Annotated in this window: 20 protein-coding genes and 1 pseudogene; 18 read left to right on the top strand and 3 right to left on the bottom strand. The window is 42.6% G+C overall.

The genetic code is table 11. The annotated features are described in order from the left end of the window. Positions 1-20: 20 nt before the first annotated feature. The 6 genes from rodZ to SSV_RS11585 all read left to right on the top strand — a co-directional run bounded on the left by rodZ (position 21) and on the right by SSV_RS11585 (position 4,672). Positions 21-875 carry a cytoskeleton protein RodZ gene (rodZ, locus tag SSV_RS11610; RefSeq protein ID WP_072074878.1) on the top strand — a complete coding sequence of 285 codons (855 nt, stop codon included), beginning with the start codon at positions 21-23 and terminating at the stop codon, positions 873-875. 16 nt (positions 876-891) lie between these two features. Then, complete coding sequence (gene pgsA / locus SSV_RS11605; RefSeq protein WP_002927401.1) at positions 892-1,431, top strand: CDP-diacylglycerol--glycerol-3-phosphate 3-phosphatidyltransferase; 540 nt, start codon at positions 892-894, stop codon at positions 1,429-1,431. 1 nt (position 1,432) lies between these two features. Beyond that, the gene (locus SSV_RS11600; protein WP_176693622.1) at positions 1,433-2,269 is read left to right on the top strand and encodes an energy-coupling factor ABC transporter ATP-binding protein; all 837 of its coding nucleotides are present in this window, start codon (positions 1,433-1,435) and stop codon (positions 2,267-2,269) included. After that, on the top strand, positions 2,245-3,084 hold the full coding sequence (locus tag SSV_RS11595) for an energy-coupling factor ABC transporter ATP-binding protein (RefSeq protein WP_002894262.1): 840 nt from the start codon (positions 2,245-2,247) through the stop codon (positions 3,082-3,084). The genes SSV_RS11600 and SSV_RS11595 overlap by 25 nt, the downstream gene beginning before the upstream one ends. Further along, entirely contained in the window at positions 3,077-3,871 is a 795-nt protein-coding gene (locus SSV_RS11590; RefSeq protein WP_072074876.1) for an energy-coupling factor transporter transmembrane component T family protein, read from the top strand. The genes SSV_RS11595 and SSV_RS11590 overlap by 8 nt, the downstream gene beginning before the upstream one ends. Positions 3,872-4,081: 210 nt before the next feature. Further along, positions 4,082-4,672 (top strand): LysM peptidoglycan-binding domain-containing protein, encoded by a 591-nt coding sequence (locus tag SSV_RS11585; protein WP_072074875.1) that lies wholly within the window; start codon positions 4,082-4,084, stop codon positions 4,670-4,672. A 134-nt stretch (positions 4,673-4,806) separates the two neighbouring features. On the opposite strand, the gene SSV_RS11580 is transcribed toward SSV_RS11585, so the two are convergent. Genes SSV_RS11580 through sdaAB form a run of 3 tightly spaced genes read right to left on the bottom strand, consistent with a single transcriptional unit; the run spans position 4,807 to position 7,058 of the window. Next, positions 4,807-5,454 (bottom strand): HAD family hydrolase, encoded by a 648-nt coding sequence (locus tag SSV_RS11580; protein ID WP_072074874.1) that lies wholly within the window; start codon positions 5,452-5,454, stop codon positions 4,807-4,809. Between the two features lie 51 nt (positions 5,455-5,505). Then, positions 5,506-6,378 carry an L-serine ammonia-lyase, iron-sulfur-dependent, subunit alpha gene (sdaAA, locus tag SSV_RS11575; RefSeq protein WP_002928565.1) on the bottom strand — a complete coding sequence of 291 codons (873 nt, stop codon included), beginning with the start codon at positions 6,376-6,378 and terminating at the stop codon, positions 5,506-5,508. 8 nt (positions 6,379-6,386) lie between these two features. Then, entirely contained in the window at positions 6,387-7,058 is a 672-nt protein-coding gene (sdaAB, locus tag SSV_RS11570) for an L-serine ammonia-lyase, iron-sulfur-dependent subunit beta (protein WP_002928563.1), read from the bottom strand. 298 nt (positions 7,059-7,356) lie between these two features. Here sdaAB and mnmA point away from each other — a divergent pair, with 298 nt between their 5' ends. The 12 genes and pseudogenes from mnmA (at position 7,357) to rpsD (ending at position 19,681) form a co-directional block, all read left to right on the top strand. Further along, positions 7,357-8,478: a tRNA 2-thiouridine(34) synthase MnmA gene (gene mnmA / locus SSV_RS11565; protein ID WP_072074873.1), complete on the top strand. Its 1,122-nt coding sequence runs from the start codon at positions 7,357-7,359 to the stop codon at positions 8,476-8,478. A 104-nt stretch (positions 8,479-8,582) separates the two neighbouring features. After that, positions 8,583-8,924 (top strand): annotated as a pseudogene (locus tag SSV_RS11560) (SseB family protein); the annotation flags it as partial. A 147-nt stretch (positions 8,925-9,071) separates the two neighbouring features. Further along, positions 9,072-10,979: a tRNA uridine-5-carboxymethylaminomethyl(34) synthesis enzyme MnmG gene (gene mnmG, locus SSV_RS11555; RefSeq protein ID WP_072074872.1), complete on the top strand. Its 1,908-nt coding sequence runs from the start codon at positions 9,072-9,074 to the stop codon at positions 10,977-10,979. A gap of 157 nt (positions 10,980-11,136) precedes the next feature. Further along, complete coding sequence (locus tag SSV_RS11550; RefSeq protein WP_176693621.1) at positions 11,137-13,158, top strand: DHH family phosphoesterase; 2,022 nt, start codon at positions 11,137-11,139, stop codon at positions 13,156-13,158. Next, positions 13,155-13,607: a 50S ribosomal protein L9 gene (gene rplI / locus SSV_RS11545; RefSeq protein ID WP_072074870.1), complete on the top strand. Its 453-nt coding sequence runs from the start codon at positions 13,155-13,157 to the stop codon at positions 13,605-13,607. The genes SSV_RS11550 and rplI overlap by 4 nt, the downstream gene beginning before the upstream one ends. 26 nt (positions 13,608-13,633) lie before the next feature. Continuing rightward, positions 13,634-14,989 carry a replicative DNA helicase gene (dnaB, locus tag SSV_RS11540; protein ID WP_002894241.1) on the top strand — a complete coding sequence of 452 codons (1,356 nt, stop codon included), beginning with the start codon at positions 13,634-13,636 and terminating at the stop codon, positions 14,987-14,989. A 2-nt stretch (positions 14,990-14,991) separates the two neighbouring features. Next, complete coding sequence (locus SSV_RS11535; protein ID WP_002894239.1) at positions 14,992-15,267, top strand: Veg family protein; 276 nt, start codon at positions 14,992-14,994, stop codon at positions 15,265-15,267. 96 nt (positions 15,268-15,363) lie between these two features. Further along, positions 15,364-15,987, top strand: a complete 624-nt coding sequence (locus SSV_RS11530) for an HAD family hydrolase (RefSeq protein WP_176693620.1) — start codon at positions 15,364-15,366, stop codon at positions 15,985-15,987. Positions 15,988-16,289: 302 nt separating this feature from the next. Further along, positions 16,290-17,042 carry an ABC transporter permease gene (locus SSV_RS11525; protein WP_072074868.1) on the top strand — a complete coding sequence of 251 codons (753 nt, stop codon included), beginning with the start codon at positions 16,290-16,292 and terminating at the stop codon, positions 17,040-17,042. A 41-nt stretch (positions 17,043-17,083) separates the two neighbouring features. Next, positions 17,084-18,085 carry an ABC transporter substrate-binding protein gene (locus tag SSV_RS11520; RefSeq protein ID WP_072074867.1) on the top strand — a complete coding sequence of 334 codons (1,002 nt, stop codon included), beginning with the start codon at positions 17,084-17,086 and terminating at the stop codon, positions 18,083-18,085. Then, complete coding sequence (locus tag SSV_RS11515) at positions 18,085-18,807, top strand: ABC transporter ATP-binding protein (protein ID WP_072074866.1); 723 nt, start codon at positions 18,085-18,087, stop codon at positions 18,805-18,807. Before SSV_RS11520 ends, SSV_RS11515 begins: the two co-directional genes overlap by 1 nt. Positions 18,808-19,069: 262 nt before the next feature. Next, complete coding sequence (gene rpsD, locus SSV_RS11510; RefSeq protein ID WP_002899562.1) at positions 19,070-19,681, top strand: 30S ribosomal protein S4; 612 nt, start codon at positions 19,070-19,072, stop codon at positions 19,679-19,681. The last annotated feature ends 118 nt before the right edge of the window (positions 19,682-19,799 follow it).

Raw genomic sequence — 19,799 nt, 5'->3', positions numbered from 1 at the left:
TTTAAAATTTTGTTAAAATAGTGAAGAATAGAAATAAGGGAAAAGTACGTATGAGAAAAAAAACGATAGGAGAAGTGTTGAAACTTGCCCGGACCAATCAAGGGATGAGCTTAGAGGAATTGTCAAAAAAGACAGATATCCAGCAGGATTTGCTGGAAGCGCTGGAACGAAATGACTATGATTTGCTTCCTAGTCCTTTCTATGCCCGCAGCTTCTTGCGGAAATATGCTTGGGCTGTAGATTTGGATGAATCTATTATTCTGGAGGCTTACGAAGCTGGTGAGATGATTGTCTTTGATGAAGTGTCACTGGCAGCAGATGAGGAATTTAGGAGCAGAAAAAATAAAAATAAAAGCTCTTTTCTGCCCTTGTTCTATTTTCTCTTATTAGCTTCAGCTATTGCTGCTTTCGTAGCTTACTATATCTGGAGCTATGCTCACACCAATTCGGTAAGTTTCAAAGCATCTAACAACAATTATAGTCTGGTTTCCTCTACAAGCACTAACAGTCAGATGGGTTCCTTTTCTTCAGCTGATTCTAAGTCTGTTTCTTCCTCAGCTGGCAAATTGACAGTTAGTGGAAGCGGAGAGAATTTGACTGCTGAGTACAGCGGAGCAGGTCAGCCTGTCAAAGTGACTGTTTCTGTGGAGCAAACAACCAATTTGGTAAGCATAAGCGATTCAGAACTAGCCGAAGGCATCACCTTATCTCCTGAAAAATCAAGCCAGACGGTTTCTCTTGAGCTAGGAAATAAGTATCTTATTACGTTAGCACCTGTTAAAGGAGCAACTGTGACGATAGAGGGACAAAAACTAGATACTTCGGCTTTGACTAGCGATAGTGGAACCATTAGTTTGAACATTACGAAAGGATAAAAACGAAGGGAATACCATGAAAAAAGAAAATATTCCAAATGCCTTAACTCTTGTTAGAATTGCTTTAATCCCTGTATTTGTTGTGATTTTAACATTCGGTCATTCTTATGCCATGCATATCTTGGCAGCTTTTATCTTTGCTTTTGCCAGTATAACTGATTATCTAGATGGTTATTTGGCTCGAAAGTGGGAAGTGGTGACAAACTTTGGTAAATTTGCTGATCCCATGGCTGATAAGCTTTTAGTGATGTCTGCTTTTATCATGTTGATTGAGATGAAAATGGCTCCTGCCTGGGTTGTGGCTATTATTATTTGCCGGGAATTGGCAGTAACAGGTCTGCGCTTGCTTTTAGTGGAAACGGGCGGTACAGTCTTAGCGGCTGCTATGCCAGGTAAAATCAAGACCTTCACGCAGATGTTTGCTATTATTTTTCTACTGATTCATTGGACTCTCTTAGGACAAATCCTTCTGTATATCGCTTTAATCTTTACGATTTATTCTGGATATGACTACTTCAAGGGAAGTGCCTATCTCTTTAAAGATACCTTTAAATAATATGGAAAATATCATCGAAGTAAGAAATCTTAAGTACAAATACGATAGTGAGTCTGAGAATTACACTTTAAATGATGTCTCCTTTCAAGTAAAAAAAGGGGAATGGCTGTCTATTGTCGGTCATAATGGGAGTGGAAAATCAACCACAGTTCGTTTGATTGACGGTCTTTTAGAAGCGGAAAGCGGAGATATTATTATCTCAGGTGATAAGCTAACAGCTGAAAATGTCTGGGAAAAACGCAGACAGATTGGCATGGTATTCCAAAATCCAGATAATCAGTTTGTCGGAGCAACTGTAGAAGACGATGTAGCCTTTGGTTTGGAAAATCAAGGGCTGGACTATGATCTGATGGTAGAGCGAGTCCAGCAGGCATTAGAGCTTGTCGGCATGCAGGATTTTAAGGAGCGTGAACCAGCTCGTCTTTCCGGAGGTCAGAAACAGCGGGTAGCTGTTGCAGGTGTCGTAGCTCTGAGACCGGATATTATTATTTTGGATGAAGCAACCAGCATGCTGGATCCAGAGGGGCGTTTGGATCTTATCCAGACCGTGAAAAAAATTAAAGATAGTAATCAGCTGACCGTCATTTCTATCACTCATGACCTGGATGAAATAGCCTTAAGCGACCGTGTTTTGGTCATGAAAGAGGGGCAGGTTGAGTCTACCGCTACCCCGAGAGAACTTTTTTCTCGAGAAGATTTGGTAGAGCTAGGATTGGATCAGCCATTTGTTAATCAGGTAAAGGCGGCTTTGCGTCAGTCAGGGCTTCCTCTACCAGAGACTTACTTAACAGAAAAAGAATTGCAGGATCAACTATGGGCATTACTCTCAAAAATGTAAGTTATACTTATCAAGCTGGCACTCCTTTTGAGGGACCAGCGCTTTTTGGAGTGGATTTGGAGATAAAATCCGGCAGCTATACCGCTCTTATCGGGCATACAGGCAGCGGTAAGTCCACCATTCTCCAGCTTTTAAATGGCTTGCTAGTTCCCAATCAGGGCAGTGTTGAAGTAGGCAGTACAGTCATCACGGCTGATTCCGTCAATAAAGACATTAAACAGGTGCGCAAGAAGGTCGGTCTAGTCTTTCAATTTCCGGAAAGTCAAGTTTTTGATGAAACTGTTTTGAAAGATGTGGCTTTTGGTCCTCAGAATTTTGGTGTTTCTAAGGAAGAAGCGGAAGCTTTGGCGCGTGAAAAACTGCACTTAGTCGGAATTTCTGAGGATTTGTTCAATCGCAGTCCTTTCGAACTTTCTGGTGGCCAGATGCGCAGGGTGGCCATAGCGGGCATACTGGCCATGGAGCCTGATATCTTGGTTTTGGATGAGCCGACAGCAGGACTTGATCCATCCGGACGAAAAGAACTGATGAGGCTCTTTGAAGAGCTGCATCGAGCTGGTATGACTATTGTTTTGGTAACTCACCTAATGGATGATGTAGCCAACTTTGCTGATACAGTCTATGTTTTAGATAAGGGCAGAGTCGTCAAGAGCGGTCAGCCTGCTCAGGTCTTTCAGGATCTTGATTTTATGGAGAGTATCCAATTGGGTGTTCCCAAGATTACAAAATTTGCTCACGAATTGGCGGAGAAAGGGATGAATTTCTCGCACTATCCTATTACAATTGAAGAATTCAAGGAGATCTTGCATGGATAAGTTGATTTTAGGTCGCTATATTCCCGGAAATTCAATCATCCATCGTTTGGATCCGCGGAGCAAGTTGCTGGCGATGTTTCTTTTTATTCTATTAATTTTCTGGGCTAGTAATCTTGTGACCAATCTGCTGTTGTTTGTTTTCGTTTTTAGTTTGGTCTTGCTGTCCAAGGTTCCTTTGAAGTTCTTTTTAAAGGGTATCCAGTCCATGGTTTTTATCATAGCTTTTACCACCTTGTTCCAGCTGTTTTTAACCTCTGGAGGGGCCACAATCTTTCGATTCGCTTTTATCAGAATTACAGAACTAGGATTGTCACAGGCTGGAATTATTTTTAGCCGCTTTATTCTGATTATTTTCTTTTCTACTCTTCTGACTCTGACAACGACACCCTTAAGCTTGTCCGATGCGGTTGAGTCTTTGTTGAAACCATTGAAGGTTTTCAAAGTGCCAGCACATGAGATTGGCCTGATGCTTTCTATGAGCCTGCGCTTCGTTCCAACGTTAATGGATGATACTACTCGGATTATGAACGCCCAGAGGGCGCGTGGTGTTGACTTTGGCGAGGGAAAGCTTGTTCAAAAGGTTAAATCTATTATTCCCATTCTAATCCCTTTGTTTGCTTCCAGTTTTAAAAGGGCAGACGCTCTAGCAATTGCCATGGAAGCGCGCGGCTATAATGGAGGTGAAGGTCGGACACGTTTTCGCCGCTTGGCATGGAAAAGAAATGACAGCTTGGCTATTATTAGCTTACTTATATTGGGTATTTTACTTTATATATTGAAAAACTGACCTGTTGTTTAAAGTTTTTTTAGAGAATAGTATAGGTTAAAACCGTCTATTTTTTACTTGATCAAAGAAAATATTTGGCAAAAAAGCTGTAAAAGTCTGTTTTTAAAGTCTAAACTAAATGTTCTTGTAACGTTTGACTTGGTAATGTAACTTTTTGGTAATATTTTATGTGTAAGATAGTATTATCACCGAAAGGAGAATTACTTTTTAATGAACAAAAAAACAGCAAAATGGACTTTAACAGGTGCAGTCGCTGCAGCGGCTTTCTTGGTTTCAGGTATTGCGAATGCTGAGACCTATACAGTTGAAGCCGGTGATACTTTATCAGCTATTGCTAACGAAAAAAATACAACTCTTGAGAAATTAGTAGAGTTAAACAAGATTGCAGATCCAAATCACATCCGTGTTGGTCAAATCTTGGAACTTGGAAATAGTGCCAAAACGTCTGAAACAAGCGTAGCAGCAACTGCAACTCCCGTAAATAATTATGCAGCACCTGCAGCAACAGCTAATTCAGCAGCAACATCAGGAGGCCTTGTACTTAGCAATGGTAATACCGCTGGTACAACTGGTTCTTATGCAGCATCACGTATGGCAGAAATGACTGGTGTTCCTGCATCAACTTGGGAAGCTATTATTGCCCGTGAATCAAATGGTCAAGTAGATGCCTACAACCCTTCAGGTGCTAGTGGCCTTTTCCAAACAATGCCAGGTTGGGGATCAACAGCTACTGTTGATGATCAAATCCAATCAGCCTATAGCGCCTATAGTGCTCAAGGACTTTCAGCTTGGGGTTACTAAGATAAAAATAAGAAAACCACAGAAACTCTGTGGTTTTTTGGTTTACAAAAAATTGACAATTTATAAGCAGAAAATGATAGTTTAGATAAAGATTTAAAGGTAACAATCTTATCTATATTGACAGCTGCGTAAAGTTATGAAAAGTGTTCTTTCAATATTTTTAAAATGTAGTTGGGAGAATTAGCCAGCAAATCTGCTCCATTTTCTAGTAACTCTCTTTGGCTGCCAAAGCCCCAAAGAACTCCTAGAGTTGAGATTCCTACTTCTTTACCGCCAATTATATCAAACTTTGTATCGCCTATAATTATGGTTTCTTCTGGATTTGCATCTAGTGTTCGCAGAGCTCGGCGCAGAACATCTGCTTTGTGAAATGAATCTGGCAGTGAGCCAAAAATATCATCAAATTGCTCAGAGATAGCTAGATTTGCTAATAAATCTTGTGCCGTGGGTTGATTTTTACTCGTTGTTACATAAATCTGATAACCAGCCTCTTTTAACTGTGTCAGCAATTCTGGTATCCCCTCATAGAGGCGAACGCCCCAGATGCCTTTTTCCTTATAGAAGCTGCGATAATAGTTAATCGCTTCTGGAACTTGGCTTTCTTCAAGAACAGAGGCAAAGCTTACTTCAAGAGGCGGCCCCATAAAACTTTTTATAATACTTTCTTCAGGGCACTCTTTTCCAAGTTGTTTGAAGCCGTATTCAAAGGATTTTTGGATGCCCTTTGAACTGTCAACTAAGGTTCCATCCAAATCAAAGAAGATATGTTTCAAATGAATCATCTTGTCTCCTTGTTTACTATCCCGTAAATCTACTTGACAAAATTGTCAAGGTTATTCTCCAAAGATTTCTTTTGAAAGTCTGCGGCCTGTTGGTGTTGTAGCTAGACCGCCTTCAGCTGTTTCTCTGAAAGCAGTAGGTAGACTTGACCCGACTTGATACATAGCGTCAATGACTTCGTCAACAGGAATTTTAGACTCGATTCCCGCAAGAGCCATATCAGCTGCAATAAAGGCGTAACTGGCTCCCATAGCATTCCGCTTGACACAAGGCACTTCCACCAGACCAGCTACTGGATCGCAAATCAAACCCAGCATGTTTTTGATGACAAAACAAATAGCTTGGCTGGCTTGAAAAGGTGAACCTCCAGCAGCCAGAACTAAAGCAGCTGCACTCATAGCAGAAGCGGAGCCAACCTCAGCTTGACAGCCGCCTTCAGCACCCGAAATTGAGGCGTTATTGGCAATAACTAGGCCAAAAGCGCCTGCAGCTAATAGAAAGTTTAGCTGTTCTTCTTCTGAAAGGCCTAATTTTTCAATAGCTGATGTAAGAACAGCCGGCAGACAGCCAGCGCTGCCGGCAGTAGGTGTTGCACAAACTAAACCCATTTTAGCATTATGCTCATTGACAGCAATAGCATTTTTTGCAGCAGTCAGTACAGTGTAATCTGATAAAGTCTTTCCTGACTGAATATAGTGGTCAAGTTTTGCTGCGTCTCCGCCAGTCAATCCGCTGCGAGACTTGCTCTCATCAAGTCCCAGAAGGACAGAGGCTTTCATGACTTCCAGATTGCGACCCATCAGTCGCAGGACTTCATCTCTTTCACGACCAGTTAATTCATACTCGGTAGCAATCATCAATTCAGCAACATTTCCTTGGTAATCCAAGTCAGCTTGCTCTACCAATTCTTTGATGGAATAAAACATATTTTCTCCTATTTAAAGAAATTCACATTATGCAGATGAGGAATATTGCGAATTTCATCGATGGCTTCCTCACAGCTGCGGCTGTCAACTTCAATAATCATAATCGCTTTTTCTCCAGCCTTCTCACGGGTAACATTCATCTGCGCTATATTGATATTGTAGCGTGACAGAGCTTCGGTGACATGGGCAATCATACCTGGGACATCCTGGTGGACAATAATGATGGTCGGAGTATTCATGCTCAGAGATACTGAAAAGCCATTCAGCTCTGTTACTTGAATGTTGCCGCCACCGATAGAGACTCCAGTCACACTGATTGTTTTACGGTCATTTTTGACTGTAATCTTTGTCGTATTGGGGTGGGGAGCATTGCTATCCTTTTGAATCGTCCAGACAATCTTGATACCACGTTTATGAGCAATTTCAAGGCTGTTAGGAATCTCAGGGTCATCTGTCTCCATTCCCAGAATCCCTGCGACAAGAGCCAAGTCAGTTCCGTGACCTCGGTAAGTTTTAGCAAAAGAGTTAAAGAGCTGGAACTCTACCTCTGTTGGCTCATCGTTAAAAATAGAGGAGACAATTTTTCCAATACGGACTGCGCCTGCCGTATGGCTGCTTGATGGACCTATCATCACAGGTCCGATAATATCAAAAACAGATTGAAATCTTAGTGAAGTCATGATTTCTCCTTGCAGCTTATTTATTATTTTCATTATAACAAAGTTAAGGGCTTTCTGCTGATTTTTTAAATGAATTAAAAGTTGATATTATAAAATTTTGCTAGAGATTAAAGTAAATGAGAAAATCAATATATTTACAACGTTGTAAACATAATTTACAGTTAATAAATTTAGTTGAATTTCTGATTTGTTTTCCTAGTCCTTTCGTGCTATAATAGGGCTTGCTCAAGCGACCTTCAATCGTTGAAAGCACAGCACGACCTTCAATCGTGAAATAACGAAAAGATGGGAGAACACAATGAGTGATAACTCTAAGATTCGTGTCGTTGTTGGTATGAGCGGAGGTGTCGATTCATCAGTAACTGCTTTGCTCTTAAAAGAACAAGGTTACGATGTGATTGGCATCTTCATGAAAAACTGGGACGACACAGATGAATTTGGTGTCTGCACAGCCACAGAAGACTACAAGGATGTAGCTGCTGTTGCAGATCAGATTGGCATTCCTTACTACTCTGTCAACTTTGAAAAAGAGTACTGGGATCGCGTTTTTGAATACTTCTTGGCGGAATACCGAGCTGGTAGAACTCCAAATCCAGATGTCATGTGTAACAAAGAAATCAAGTTTAAAGCCTTCCTTGACTATGCCTTGACACTGGGTGCAGATTACGTTGCAACGGGTCACTATGCTCAGGTGAAGAGAGACCAAGATGGCTTGGTTCACATGCTGCGTGGCAAGGACAACAATAAGGATCAGACTTACTTCCTAAGCCAACTGTCACAGGAACAACTGCAAAAGACTATGTTTCCTTTGGGTCATTTAGAAAAGCCAGAAGTTCGAGCAATTGCTGAAAGAGCTGGTTTAGCTACAGCTAAGAAAAAAGACTCGACAGGTATTTGCTTCATTGGTGAGAAGAATTTTAAAGAATTTCTGAGCCAATATTTACCAGCCCAGCCTGGTCGCATGATAACCTTGGAAGGCCGAGATATGGGCCAGCATGCTGGGTTGATGTATTATACCATTGGCCAACGAGGTGGTCTTGGAATTGGTGGTCAGCACGGCGGAGATAATGAGCCTTGGTTTGTGGTTGGAAAAGATCTCAGCCAAAATATTCTTTATGTTGGTCAGGGCTTTTACCATGACAACTTAATGTCAACCAGCCTTGACGCTAGTCAGGTTCATTTCACAAAAGAAATACCAGAAGAATTTATTATGGAGTGTACAGCTAAGTTCCGTTATCGTCAGCCAGATTCCAAGGTGACAGTTACTGTAAAGGGTGACAAGGCAGTTGTCAGCTTCGATCAACCACAAAGGGCTATTACTCCAGGTCAAGCAGTCGTCTTCTATGATGGAGACGAGTGCTTAGGTGGTGGCTTGATTGACAGAGCTTATAAGAATGGTCAAGTCTTGCAGTATATTTAAGTAACTACAAGAGGAACAAGAATGTTTCATTTTAAAAAAATGATAAGAAGGAAGGACTTGAAACTCTTTCTGACTATAAGAAACAGTATTGGGATGAGAAAACGACAGAATCTATAGAGGCATTATTTAAAGTATTAAAGCAATCTAAAGTTTGGGTTCCTTTCAATGCTTATCTAATGGATGAGAGTGAAGGTCAAGAGGGTGCTCGCCTAACACCTGATATTCTGCAGAAGGGAGATGATTATTTCTATCCCTGTTTCTCAAATGAGCAAGAGATTCCAAAAGAATACTATGATCGCTTTTCTTGGTTGCAACTACCTTTTACAGACTGTTTGTTTGCAGCAGAAGGCAGAGGGAGATTCCCAGTAAGAGGGGTTGTTCTGGATGCTTTCTCTGAACCTGTCGAGATTGATAAAGAAGCTTTTGAAGCGATTCGCCAATCTTAGTTGCTTTAGATTGACAATTCAACATAATTTGCTAAAATAAGATAAGCAATACCTATGATGGTCAAAGCTCATGGATGTTGCAGGCTTTTTTGTCCTGCACTTCTAGAGACTTGGCCTTTTTTGGTGAAAAAATGAGGGAAAAAGAAAATGACACACAATTTTACTGAAAGTTATGATATTGTCGTGATTGGGGCAGGCCATGCAGGAGTTGAGGCTTCTCTGGCTGCCAGTCGAATGGGCTGTAAAGTTCTGCTGGCAACTCTTAATATTGAGATGTTGGCTTTTATGCCCTGCAATCCATCTATCGGAGGGTCTGCTAAAGGCATTGTTGTCCGTGAAGTAGACGCTTTGGGCGGTGAGATGGCCAAGAATATTGACAAGAGCTATATCCAGATGAAGATGCTCAACACGGGTAAGGGACCTGCAGTTAGGGCTCTTCGTGCTCAGGCTGATAAAGAGGTCTACTCCAAAGAAATGCGGAAGACTGTCGAAAATCAAGAAAATCTGACCTTGCGGCAAACTATGATTAATGAAATCTTGGTAGAAGATGGTAAGGTAATTGGTGTTAAGACAGCGACTCATCAGGAGTATGCGGCTAAAGTTGTTATTGTTACGACTGGAACAGCCTTGCGGGGAGAAATTATCATTGGTGATCTCAAATATTCATCTGGTCCTAACCATAGTCTAGCAGCAATTCCTTTGGCTGATAACCTACGGGATCTAGGTTTTGAAATTGGTCGTTTTAAAACCGGAACGCCTCCGCGTGTCAAGGCTTCATCTATCAATTATGATGTGACCGAGATTCAGCCAGGTGATGAAAAGGCCAATCATTTCTCTTACACGTCTCGTGATGAAGACTATGTGAAAGATCAAGTTCCTTGTTGGTTGACTTATACCAATGCGGAAAGTCATGAAATTATCCAAAATAACCTGCACCGTGCTCCCATGTTTTCAGGAGTAGTCAAGGGTGTTGGGCCACGCTATTGCCCCTCTATTGAGGATAAGATTGTCCGTTTTGCAGACAAAGAGCGCCACCAACTTTTCTTAGAGCCTGAGGGACGTGATACGGAAGAAGTTTATGTGCAGGGGCTATCAACTAGTCTGCCAGAAGATGTACAAAAGGACTTGGTTCACTCTATCAAGGGTCTAGAAAATGCTGAGATGATGCGGACAGGCTATGCCATTGAGTACGATATGATTATGCCCCACCAGTTGCGAGCAACCTTGGAAACCAAGAAAATTTCAGGGCTCTTTACAGCAGGTCAGACAAATGGAACTTCTGGTTATGAAGAAGCTGCAGGTCAAGGGATTATCGCTGGGATTAATGCGGCCTTGAAAATCCAAGGTAAGCCGGAGTTGATCTTGAAGCGCAGTGATGGTTACATTGGAGTCATGATTGATGATTTGGTCACCAAGGGAACCGTAGAACCTTATCGACTTTTGACCAGCCGAGCTGAGTACCGTTTGATTCTCCGCCATGACAATGCTGATATGCGTTTGACAGAGATGGGACGAGAAATTGGTCTGGTAGATGATGAGCGCTGGGCTCGTTTCGAGATTAAAAAGAATCAATTTGACAATGAGATGAAGCGTTTGGAATCCATCAAGCTAAAGCCTGTCAAGGAAACCAATGCCAAGGTAGAAGCACTTGGTTTTAAAGCTCTGACAGATGCGGTAACTGCCAAAGAATTTATGCGGCGGCCGGAAGTGTCTTATCAAGATGTGGTTCAATTCATTGGTCCAGCAGCAGAAGAGCTTGATGAAAAGATTATCGAGCTGCTTGAGACAGAGATTAAGTACGAAGGCTATATTTCCAAAGCTCTTGATCAGGTTGAAAAGATGAAGCGCATGGAAGAGAAGCGGATTCCAGCAAATATTGACTGGGATGATATTGACTCGATTGCAACTGAAGCACGACAGAAGTTTAAGAAAATCAATCCAGAAACAATTGGTCAGGCTAGTCGTATTTCTGGTGTCAATCCAGCAGATATTTCTATTTTGATGGTTTACTTAGAAGGCAAGTCCAGAAGCATTTCTAAAAATCAAGCGAAGTAACTCTTGTAAAAGGCTTAGTTTCCTTTGGGAAGCAGCCTTTTTGTGTAAATTTACAAGAGATTTACAATGTTGTAAACTTTGAAAGGCTGTTTTTCGCTTCCTTTACCCTTCTTAAATGCTTTACTTATTGGGAGAAATTCGCTTTTTTCTAGGATTTATGGTAAAATGGCGGAATAAGAGGTCTATGATGAAAAAATTTCGTTTTGCCCCAATTCACTTGGCGATGGCGGGTCTAATTTCCTTTATAATCTTAGCCATCTGTTTGAGGCTTTTTGGTGATAGTTTGGCCATGCTAGCTGCTCTCATGCTTGTGCTGGCTCTTTTGATTGTGCTTTTTATCCAGCAACAGAGAGTATCCGAGCTAGACGAGATTGAGCAGATTCATTATGTCAATCATCAAGCAGAAGGAAGCCTCGCTTCCTTGCTGGATAAGATGCCAGTTGGTGTCATTAAAATTAGTGAAGATAATGGTGATGTAGAGTGGTTTAATCCCTATGCAGAACTGATTTTTACAACCGAAGATGGCGATTTTGATGCTGATATGCTCAAGAATATCATGAAGGCTGCTTATTCAGACTCTGGTCATTATGCTACGGTTGGAGACAAGAAATATTCGGTTTACTTGGACCGTGCATCCAGTGTGTTTTATTTTTTTGATGCATCCAATGAATACGAAGCGACTGTTGGTCTGGTAACAACGCGCCCGGTGATTGGGATTATCTCGGTGGATAATTATGATGATTTGGAAGATGTCGTTTCAGACACGGATATCAGCCATATCAATAGCTTTGTAGCCAACTTCGTAGCAGAATTTTCTGAGCAGTTTCACATGTTTTACCGTCGGGTTGGCATGGATCGGTTCTATCTTTTTACGGATTATACGGTGCTGGAACAACTGATGGAAAATAAATTTTCTATCATTGATCAGTTCCGGACGGAAGCTAAAAATCGAGAGCTGTCACTGACACTCAGTATGGGCTTTTCTTATGGTGATGGCAATCATGATGAAATCGGTCGGGTCGCCCTGCTTAACCTCAACTTAGCTGAAGTTCGAGGTGGGGATCAGGCTGTCGTTAAAGAAAATAATGACAACATGAACCCAATCTTCTTTGGTGGAGGAACGGCGTCAGCTGTTAAGCGCACGCGCACCCGTACTCGGGCTATGATGACTGCGATTTCTGATAAGATTAAGAGTGTGGATCAGGTCTTTATAGTCGGACATAAAAATCTGGATATGGATGCCTTGGGTTCTTCTCTTGGTATGCAGCTCTTTGCCAGTAATATCATTGAGAAAGCTTATGTGGTCTATGATCCGTCTCAGATGGCTTCTGACATTGAGCGATCCATTACAAAGCTCCAGCAGGAAGGGGCTGATTATCTGGTGCCGCTTTCTGAAGCAGTAAATATGGTGACCAATCGTTCGCTCTTGATTATGGTTGACCACTCTAAGATATCTCTGACTCTGTCTAAGGATTTCTTTGATCAATTCAGTCAGATTATCGTAGTTGACCACCATCGCCGTGATGAAGATTTCCCAGAAAATGCTGTGATTGCCTATATCGAAAGTGGGGCTAGCAGTGCCAGTGAATTGGTAACGGAGCTGATTCAATTCCAGAATTCTAAAAAGAATCGTCTCAGTAAGATGCAAGCCAGCCTTCTCATGGCGGGGATCATGCTTGACACCAAAGGATTTTCATCTCGAGTCACCAGTCGGACCTTTGATGTGGCCAGCTATCTACGAACTCGGGGCAGTGACAGTGTTGTGATTCAGGATATTTCTGCTACGAATTTTGAGGATTATCGTGCGATTAATGAGCTGATTTTAAATGGCAAGAAGATTTTGCCAAATGTCATTGTAGCAGCTGGTCCAGAGGAGAATACTTATGATACGGTTGTCATCAGTAAGGCAGCTGATACCATGCTCTCTATGTCAGGAATTGAAGCTACTTTTGTCGTGAGCAAGAATACCAAAGGCTATGTGTCTATTTCGGCTCGCAGTCGCAGCAAAATCAATGTTCAGCGAATTATGGAAAAGCTGGGCGGTGGCGGTCATTTCAATCTGGCGGCAGCTCAAATTGAAGGTAAAACAGTTTCTGAGGTCCTTCAGTCGCTGAATCAAGAAATTATGGACCAAGTCATTAAAGAGGAAGTAATAATAGACGAGGAGAAAAAAGGATGAAAGTAATTTTTTTAGCAGATGTAAAAGGCAAGGGCAAAAAAGGCGAAATCAAAGAAATGCCGACTGGCTATGCTCAAAATTTTCTGATTAAGAAAAATTTAGCCAAGGAAGCAACAGCCCAGGCTATCGGAGAACTGCGCGGCAAGCAAAAGTCCGAAGAAAAAGCCCATGCGGAACTAGTGGCAGAAGCTCAAGCTATTAAAGCTAAGTTAGCAGAAGAAGCTACTCTTGTTGAATTTACTGAAAAAGTTGGTCCAGACGGCCGCACCTTTGGCTCTATTACTAGCAAGAAAATAGCAGAAGAGCTACAGAAGCAGTTTGGCATCAAAATTGACAAACGGCATATTAAGGTGGACTCACCGATTCGCTCTATTGGTCTGATAGATGTTCCAGTGAAAATTTATCAGGATATAACTGGGGTGATTCGTTTGCAGGTTAAAGAAGGATAATAGTGATTTGAAGGAAGGATTTACCGATGGCAGAGATTGATGAACTCCGAGCTCAGCCTCAGGATATTTTAGCGGAGCAGTCTGTCTTAGGAGCCATTTTCATTGATGAGAGCAAACTGGTCTTTGTTCGTGAGTATATCGAGCCTGCCGACTTCTTTAAGTATGCCAATCGCTTGATTTTCAAGGCTATGATTGACTTGGCTGACCGTGGGGATGCCATTGATGCAACGACGGTTCGCAATATTTTGGACAGTCAGGGTGACCTGCAGAATATCGGGGGTCTCAGCTACTTGGTAGAAGTGGTCAATTCTGTGCCAACATCTGCCAATGCTGAATACTATGCTAAAATAGTTGCAGAAAAGGCCATTCTAAGGCGGCTGATTTCGCGTCTGACAGAGTCTATCAATCAAGCCTACGATGGTGACCGGCTGTCAGAAGAAATTATCGCTGGAGCTGAAAAAGCTCTGATTGATGTCAGTGAAACAGCTAACCGCAGCGGTTTTAAAAATATCCGTGATGTGCTGAATCTTAACTTTGGCAATCTGGAGGCTCGGTCTCTGCAGACATCAGATATCACTGGGATTGCGACTGGCTACCGTGAGCTGGACAAGATGACGACTGGTCTGCATGAGGAAGAATTAATCATTCTGGCGGCTCGGCCAGCGGTCGGAAAGACGGCCTTTGCCCTTAATATTGCTCAGAATATCGGAACCAAGCTGGATAAGACTGTAGCCATTTTCTCTCTGGAAATGGGGGCGGAGAGCTTGGTGGACCGGATGTTGGCTTCAGAAGGGGTGATTAACTCTCACTCCATTCGTACGGGGCAATTGACAGATGAAGAATGGCAGAAATATACCATTGCGACAGCTAATCTGGCCAACGCTAGTATCTATATCGATGATACACCAGGGATTCGGATTACGGAGATTCGCTCGCGGGCTCGAAAACTAGCTCAGGAAACGGGTAATCTAGGGCTGGTCTTGATTGACTATCTGCAGCTGATCACAGGAACTGGTCGTGAAAATCGCCAGCAAGAAGTTTCGGAAATTTCCCGTCAGTTAAAAATCTTGGCGAAGGAGCTCAAGGTGCCGGTCATTGCGCTGAGTCAGCTCTCGCGTGGCGTGGAGCAGCGGCAGGATAAGCGACCAGTGCTGTCTGATATTCGGGAATCAGGTTCCATTGAGCAGGATGCGGATATCGTTGCCTTCCTTTACCGGGATGATTATTATGATCGAGCTGGTGAGGAGGAAGAAGGCATTCCCAACAACAAGGTTGAAGTCATTATCGAGAAAAACCGGAGTGGGGCGCGTGGCACAGTAGAGTTAATTTTCCAGAAAGAGTATAATAAATTCTCAAGTATTTCCAAAAGAGAGGACGAATAAAGATGAGTGATGCATTTACAGATGTGGCAAAAATGAAAAAAATCAAAGAAGATATCAAGGCGCATGAAGGACAAATCGTTGAGATGACGCTGGAAAACGGTCGTAAGCGCCAAAAAAGCAAGCAAGGCCGTCTGATTGAAGTCTATCCGTCTTTGTTTATCGTGGAATATTCCAATGAAGGCGGTCAGCCAGGGGAAATCTCCAATACCTATGTGGAATCTTATACTTATTCTGACATTTTGACAGAAAAGAACCTCATCCGTTATTTTGATGAATAGAAAGGTCCAGTGGGCCTTTTTACTTATATTTGAAGCAATTCCTCAGTCAAATCGACGTATATAGAGGATGATAAGCAAAGAAAACAGGTGGTCATCATGATTAAAAATTTGGTTTTTGATTTGGGCAATGTTCTGATTGAATGGAATTCTGAGAAAATCTTGACATATTTTGAACCTGAGAAAGAGCGGCGGCAGGCCCTTAGACAGGCTATTTTTGAGTCGGGTGTCTGGCATCAGACGGACAAGGGAGAGCTGAGTTTGAAAGAAGCTTGTGAGGAAGTCCTGGCTCAGCTGGACGTTTCCTATCATTCTGCCGTTAAGAATATCTTCTATCACTGGTATGAGGTTGTGCATGTTTACAGTGATTTACAGGAAAGGATTCGGCTATGGGCTAATCAAGGCTATCGAATCTATATCTTGTCAACCACTTGTGAGATTTTTTACCATATTGAAAAAGCTGGTTTGTTGCCCATTTACCCACTGTTGTCGGGCTATATCCTTTCCTCAGAGGTCGGGGTCGTCAAGCCAGAAGCAGAGATTTACCAAAAGCTGTTAAAAAAATATAATCTGAATCCGGTAGAATCCGTCTTCATTGATGATATTCAGGCTAACTTAGATACGGCAGCTGAACTAGGCTTTGAAACTATCTTATCCACAAGCGAAACAGAGAATATCAGGGCTATGGAGACTTTGCTGGCTGCGAAAGGGAAGTTTGACTGATTGATGATAGTTTGCTTCACTTATCGTTGAAAGGGAGTGAGTCCAAGCTCCAACCTTGACATTTGCTGATGATTGCGCTATCATAGTCCTATATATGGGAGTCTGTGTACAGTCTGAGAGGAAGTGTAAGCTTCGACCGCACCTGATCTGGGTAATGCCAGCGTAGGAAACATACCGAAAAATGTGGTATTTGTGCGCCTTTTCCATATATGGAAAAGGCCTTTTCTTTTATCATCTTTATCGAATGGTGATATCTTGAAGAATTGCAGTGCTAAAATGCAGGAAGGGAGGAAAATTAATCAATGAAAGCACTACAAAGGCTGATGCGGCAGCAAATCGGTCTCTTAGGGATGCTGGGTGTACTTGTCATCTGGCAGGTCATGGGCTGGCTCAAGCTCTTGCCCAAGTTTATCTTGCCGACACCCCTGGAAATCTGTCAGGCTTTTATGAGAGATGCTGGATTCCTGGCAACTCATAGCTGGGCCACCTTAAAAGTAGCCTTGTTGGGTTTGTTCTTGGGGTTGATCTTGGCCTGTATCTTAGCTGTCCTGATGGACAGCATGAGCTGGCTCAATGATCTAATCTACCCCATGATGGTCGTGGTACAGACTATTCCGACCATTGCTTTGGCGCCAATCTTGGTTCTCTGGCTGGGATATGGGATTTTGCCCAAGATTGTGCTCATTATTCTGACGACGACTTTTCCGATTATCGTCAGTATTCTGGACGGTTTTCGGCATTGTGACCGAGACACCTTGACTCTCTTTGAGCTCATGCAGGCCAATCGCTGGCAGATTCTTTGGCATTTTAAGATTCCAGCTAGCTTGCCTTATTTCTATGCGGGCTTGCGCGTCAGTGTTTCCTATGCCTTCATCACGACTGTGGTTTCCGAATGGCTGGGTGGTTTTGAAGGCTTGGGTGTTTATATGATCCAGTCTAAGAAGCTTTTCCAGTACGACACCATGTTTGCTATTATCATATTGGTTTCGGTTATCAGTCTTCTGGGGATGAAGCTGGTGGCTGTCAGTGAAAAATATGTCATTAAGTGGAAATAGGAGCTCAGCTCTGCTATTTTCCAAAGAAAGAAAAGAGGATAATGATGAAAAAAAGTTATAAAGTGTTGCTGGCAGGCTTGGCTGCTGTGTCTATCTTTGGTCTAGCGGCTTGCAGTCAGTCAGACTCGGAGTCAGCTAAGAAGGATAAAAAGATTGATTTTATCCTAGACTGGTCACCTAACACCAATCATACCGGCCTTTATGTGGCTCAGGAAAAAGGCTACTTCAAGGAAGCAGGCGTGGATGTGGATATCAAGTTGCCGCCTGAAGATAGCAGTTCGGATTTGATTATCAACGGCAAGGCTCCTTTTGGAATTTATTTCCAGGACTCTATGGCTAAAAAATTGGATAAGGGTGCGGAAATCACAGCTGTTGCCGCTATTGTAGAGCACAATACTTCGGGCATTATTTCCAAGAAGTCTGCAGGGATTACTGGACCTAAGGACCTAGCTGGGAAGAAATATGGCACCTGGAATGATCCGGTGGAGCTAGGCATGCTCAAAACTTTGGTTGAAAGCCAAGGCGGCCAGTTTGATGAAGTGGAAAAAGTTCCCAACAACGATTCCAACTCCATTACGCCGATTGAAAATGGTTTGTTTGATGCAGCGTGGATTTATCATGGCTGGGACGGCATCATGGCAGAGACGCAAGGCATGGACACTAATTTCTTTTACATGAAGGACTATGTCAAGGAGTTTGACTATTATTCTCCAGTGATTATTGCTAATAATGACTATCTGAAGAAGAATCCGGATGAAGCGAAAAAGGTCCTGCAGGCTATCAAGAAGGGCTATCAATATGCCATGGAGCACCCTGAAGAAGCAGCGGATATTTTAATCAAGCATGCGCCAGAGCTGAAGAACAAACGAGACTTTGTTTTGGCTTCTCAAAAATATTTGTCCGAGCAATATGCATCAGATAAGGACAAGTGGGGTCAGTTTGAGGCTAGCCGCTGGAATGCCTTTTACAAATGGGCCAAGGATAAGGGTATCGTGGACAATGACTTGAGTGACAAGGGATTTAGCAACGACTATATAAAATAATGACAGAAATTAAACTTGAAAATGTAAGTTATGCTTATGATGAGCAGCAGATTTTGAAAGATATCAGCCTACAAGTAGAAGCAGGCCAGGTCGTAGCGATTTTGGGGCCTAGTGGAGTCGGGAAAACGACCCTCTTTAATCTGATTGCGGGGATTTTGGAGGTCCAGTCGGGTAGGATTGTCCTAGACGGGCAGGAAAATCCCAAGGGCCGGGTGAGTTATATGCTGCAGAAGGACTTGCTGCTGGAGTACAAGACGGTGTTGGGCAATGTCATCTTACCCCTGCTAATCCGAAAAGTATCCAAAAAGGAAGCGACGGAGCAGGCAACTCAGATTTTGAAGGAGTTCGGGCTCTTTGATGTGGCAGATAAGTATCCACATGAGCTGAGCGGGGGGATGCGGCAGCGCGTGGCACTGCTACGGACCTATATGTTCGGTTACAAGCTATTTCTTCTAGACGAGGCCTTTAGTGCCTTGGATGAGCTGACCAAGATGGAGCTACACACTTGGTATCTGGACATTCATCGTAGGCTGGGTCTGACGACTCTTCTCATCACGCATAGTATTGAAGAGGCTCTGGCTCTCAGCGACCGTATCTATATTCTGAAAAATCGCCCTGGGCAAATCGTTGCAGATCTCCAACTGACTTGGTCAGACAGCGAGGATAAGGAACTGCAGAAGCTGCGATACAAGCAGGAGATTCTGAAGATTTTAGGAGTGTGAAGCAACTGTCGGAATTCCTTTGCTTTCAAGAAACAACCTAAATCAAGCCTTTTGGCTTGATTTTTTGGATGAGCCCCTTTACTTTTGACTTTATTCGTGGTACAATAGCCTTTGTGTGAAATAGCAGCAGGAAAGCATGGAGCTCGTCAACAGAACATCAGCTATAAAAGTAGCCTTAGCTGTTTGGGCGAAAATGTTCTGCACGAATCAGGGCTTTCTAAGTGACTATTTCCTCAAAAAAATTTTACAGGAGGACATTTTTATGTCACGTTATACAGGACCATCTTGGAAACAAGCTCGTCGTTTGGGTCTTTCTCTTACTGGTACAGGTAAAGAATTGGCTCGCCGTAACTATGTACCTGGTCAACATGGACCAAACAACCGCAGCAAATTGTCAGAATACGGTTTGCAATTGGCTGAAAAGCAAAAACTTCGTTTCACTTACGGTGTAGGTGAAAAACAATTCCGTAACTTGTTTGTTCAAGCTTCAAAAATCAAAGAAGGAATCCTTGGTTTTAACTTCATGCTTCTCTTGGAGCGTCGCTTGGATAACGTTGTTTACCGTCTTGGTCTTGCGACTACTCGTCGTCAAGCTCGTCAATTCGTAAACCACGGTCACATCCTTGTTGACGGCAAACGCGTTGATATCCCATCATACCGCGTAACTCCAGGTCAAGTAATCTCAGTTCGTGAGAAATCATTGAAAGTGCCTGCAATCCTTGAAGCTGTTGAAGCAACTCTTGGACGTCCAGCATTCGTATCATTCGATGCTGAAAAATTAGAAGGTTCATTGACTCGCCTTCCAGAGCGCGACGAAATCAACCCAGAAATCAACGAAGCACTTATCGTTGAATTCTACAACAAAATGCTTTAATTTGTATTTGTTCAGAAGTCGGTTTTCCGGCTTCTTTTTTATACTATCAATGAACTAATAAAGCTGATTCTAACTAAGAATAGGTCAAAAAGAGGCAGCTGTTTTTCAGAAATTAGTT

The sequence above is a fragment of the Streptococcus sanguinis genome, from assembly GCF_001078705.1.
Lineage (GTDB): Bacteria > Bacillota > Bacilli > Lactobacillales > Streptococcaceae > Streptococcus > Streptococcus sanguinis_D.
The sequence above is the reverse complement of the archived record's forward strand: the minus strand, read 5'-3'. Positions and strand labels throughout refer to the sequence as shown.

What these genes read in the sequence shown, in the direction of transcription:
- SSV_RS11530 (WP_176693620.1), top strand. Translation starts at nt 15,364, where the DNA reads ATGATTAAAAATTTGGTTTTTGATTTGGGCAATGTTCTGATTGAATGG.
- sdaAB (WP_002928563.1), bottom strand. Translation starts at nt 7,058, where the DNA reads ATGACTTCACTAAGATTTCAATCTGTTTTTGATATTATCGGACCTGTG.
- rpsD (WP_002899562.1), top strand. Translation starts at nt 19,070, where the DNA reads ATGTCACGTTATACAGGACCATCTTGGAAACAAGCTCGTCGTTTGGGT.
- sdaAA (WP_002928565.1), bottom strand. Translation starts at nt 6,378, where the DNA reads ATGTTTTATTCCATCAAAGAATTGGTAGAGCAAGCTGACTTGGATTAC.
- SSV_RS11580 (WP_072074874.1), bottom strand. Translation starts at nt 5,454, where the DNA reads ATGATTCATTTGAAACATATCTTCTTTGATTTGGATGGAACCTTAGTT.
- mnmG (WP_072074872.1), top strand. Translation starts at nt 9,072, where the DNA reads ATGACACACAATTTTACTGAAAGTTATGATATTGTCGTGATTGGGGCA.
- SSV_RS11535 (WP_002894239.1), top strand. Translation starts at nt 14,992, where the DNA reads ATGAGTGATGCATTTACAGATGTGGCAAAAATGAAAAAAATCAAAGAA.
- mnmA (WP_072074873.1), top strand. Translation starts at nt 7,357, where the DNA reads ATGAGTGATAACTCTAAGATTCGTGTCGTTGTTGGTATGAGCGGAGGT.
- SSV_RS11520 (WP_072074867.1), top strand. Translation starts at nt 17,084, where the DNA reads ATGATGAAAAAAAGTTATAAAGTGTTGCTGGCAGGCTTGGCTGCTGTG.
- pgsA (WP_002927401.1), top strand. Translation starts at nt 892, where the DNA reads ATGAAAAAAGAAAATATTCCAAATGCCTTAACTCTTGTTAGAATTGCT.
- SSV_RS11590 (WP_072074876.1), top strand. Translation starts at nt 3,077, where the DNA reads ATGGATAAGTTGATTTTAGGTCGCTATATTCCCGGAAATTCAATCATC.
- SSV_RS11585 (WP_072074875.1), top strand. Translation starts at nt 4,082, where the DNA reads ATGAACAAAAAAACAGCAAAATGGACTTTAACAGGTGCAGTCGCTGCA.
- SSV_RS11550 (WP_176693621.1), top strand. Translation starts at nt 11,137, where the DNA reads ATGGTAAAATGGCGGAATAAGAGGTCTATGATGAAAAAATTTCGTTTT.
- SSV_RS11525 (WP_072074868.1), top strand. Translation starts at nt 16,290, where the DNA reads ATGAAAGCACTACAAAGGCTGATGCGGCAGCAAATCGGTCTCTTAGGG.
- rplI (WP_072074870.1), top strand. Translation starts at nt 13,155, where the DNA reads ATGAAAGTAATTTTTTTAGCAGATGTAAAAGGCAAGGGCAAAAAAGGC.
- SSV_RS11600 (WP_176693622.1), top strand. Translation starts at nt 1,433, where the DNA reads ATGGAAAATATCATCGAAGTAAGAAATCTTAAGTACAAATACGATAGT.
- SSV_RS11595 (WP_002894262.1), top strand. Translation starts at nt 2,245, where the DNA reads ATGGGCATTACTCTCAAAAATGTAAGTTATACTTATCAAGCTGGCACT.
- dnaB (WP_002894241.1), top strand. Translation starts at nt 13,634, where the DNA reads ATGGCAGAGATTGATGAACTCCGAGCTCAGCCTCAGGATATTTTAGCG.
- SSV_RS11515 (WP_072074866.1), top strand. Translation starts at nt 18,085, where the DNA reads ATGACAGAAATTAAACTTGAAAATGTAAGTTATGCTTATGATGAGCAG.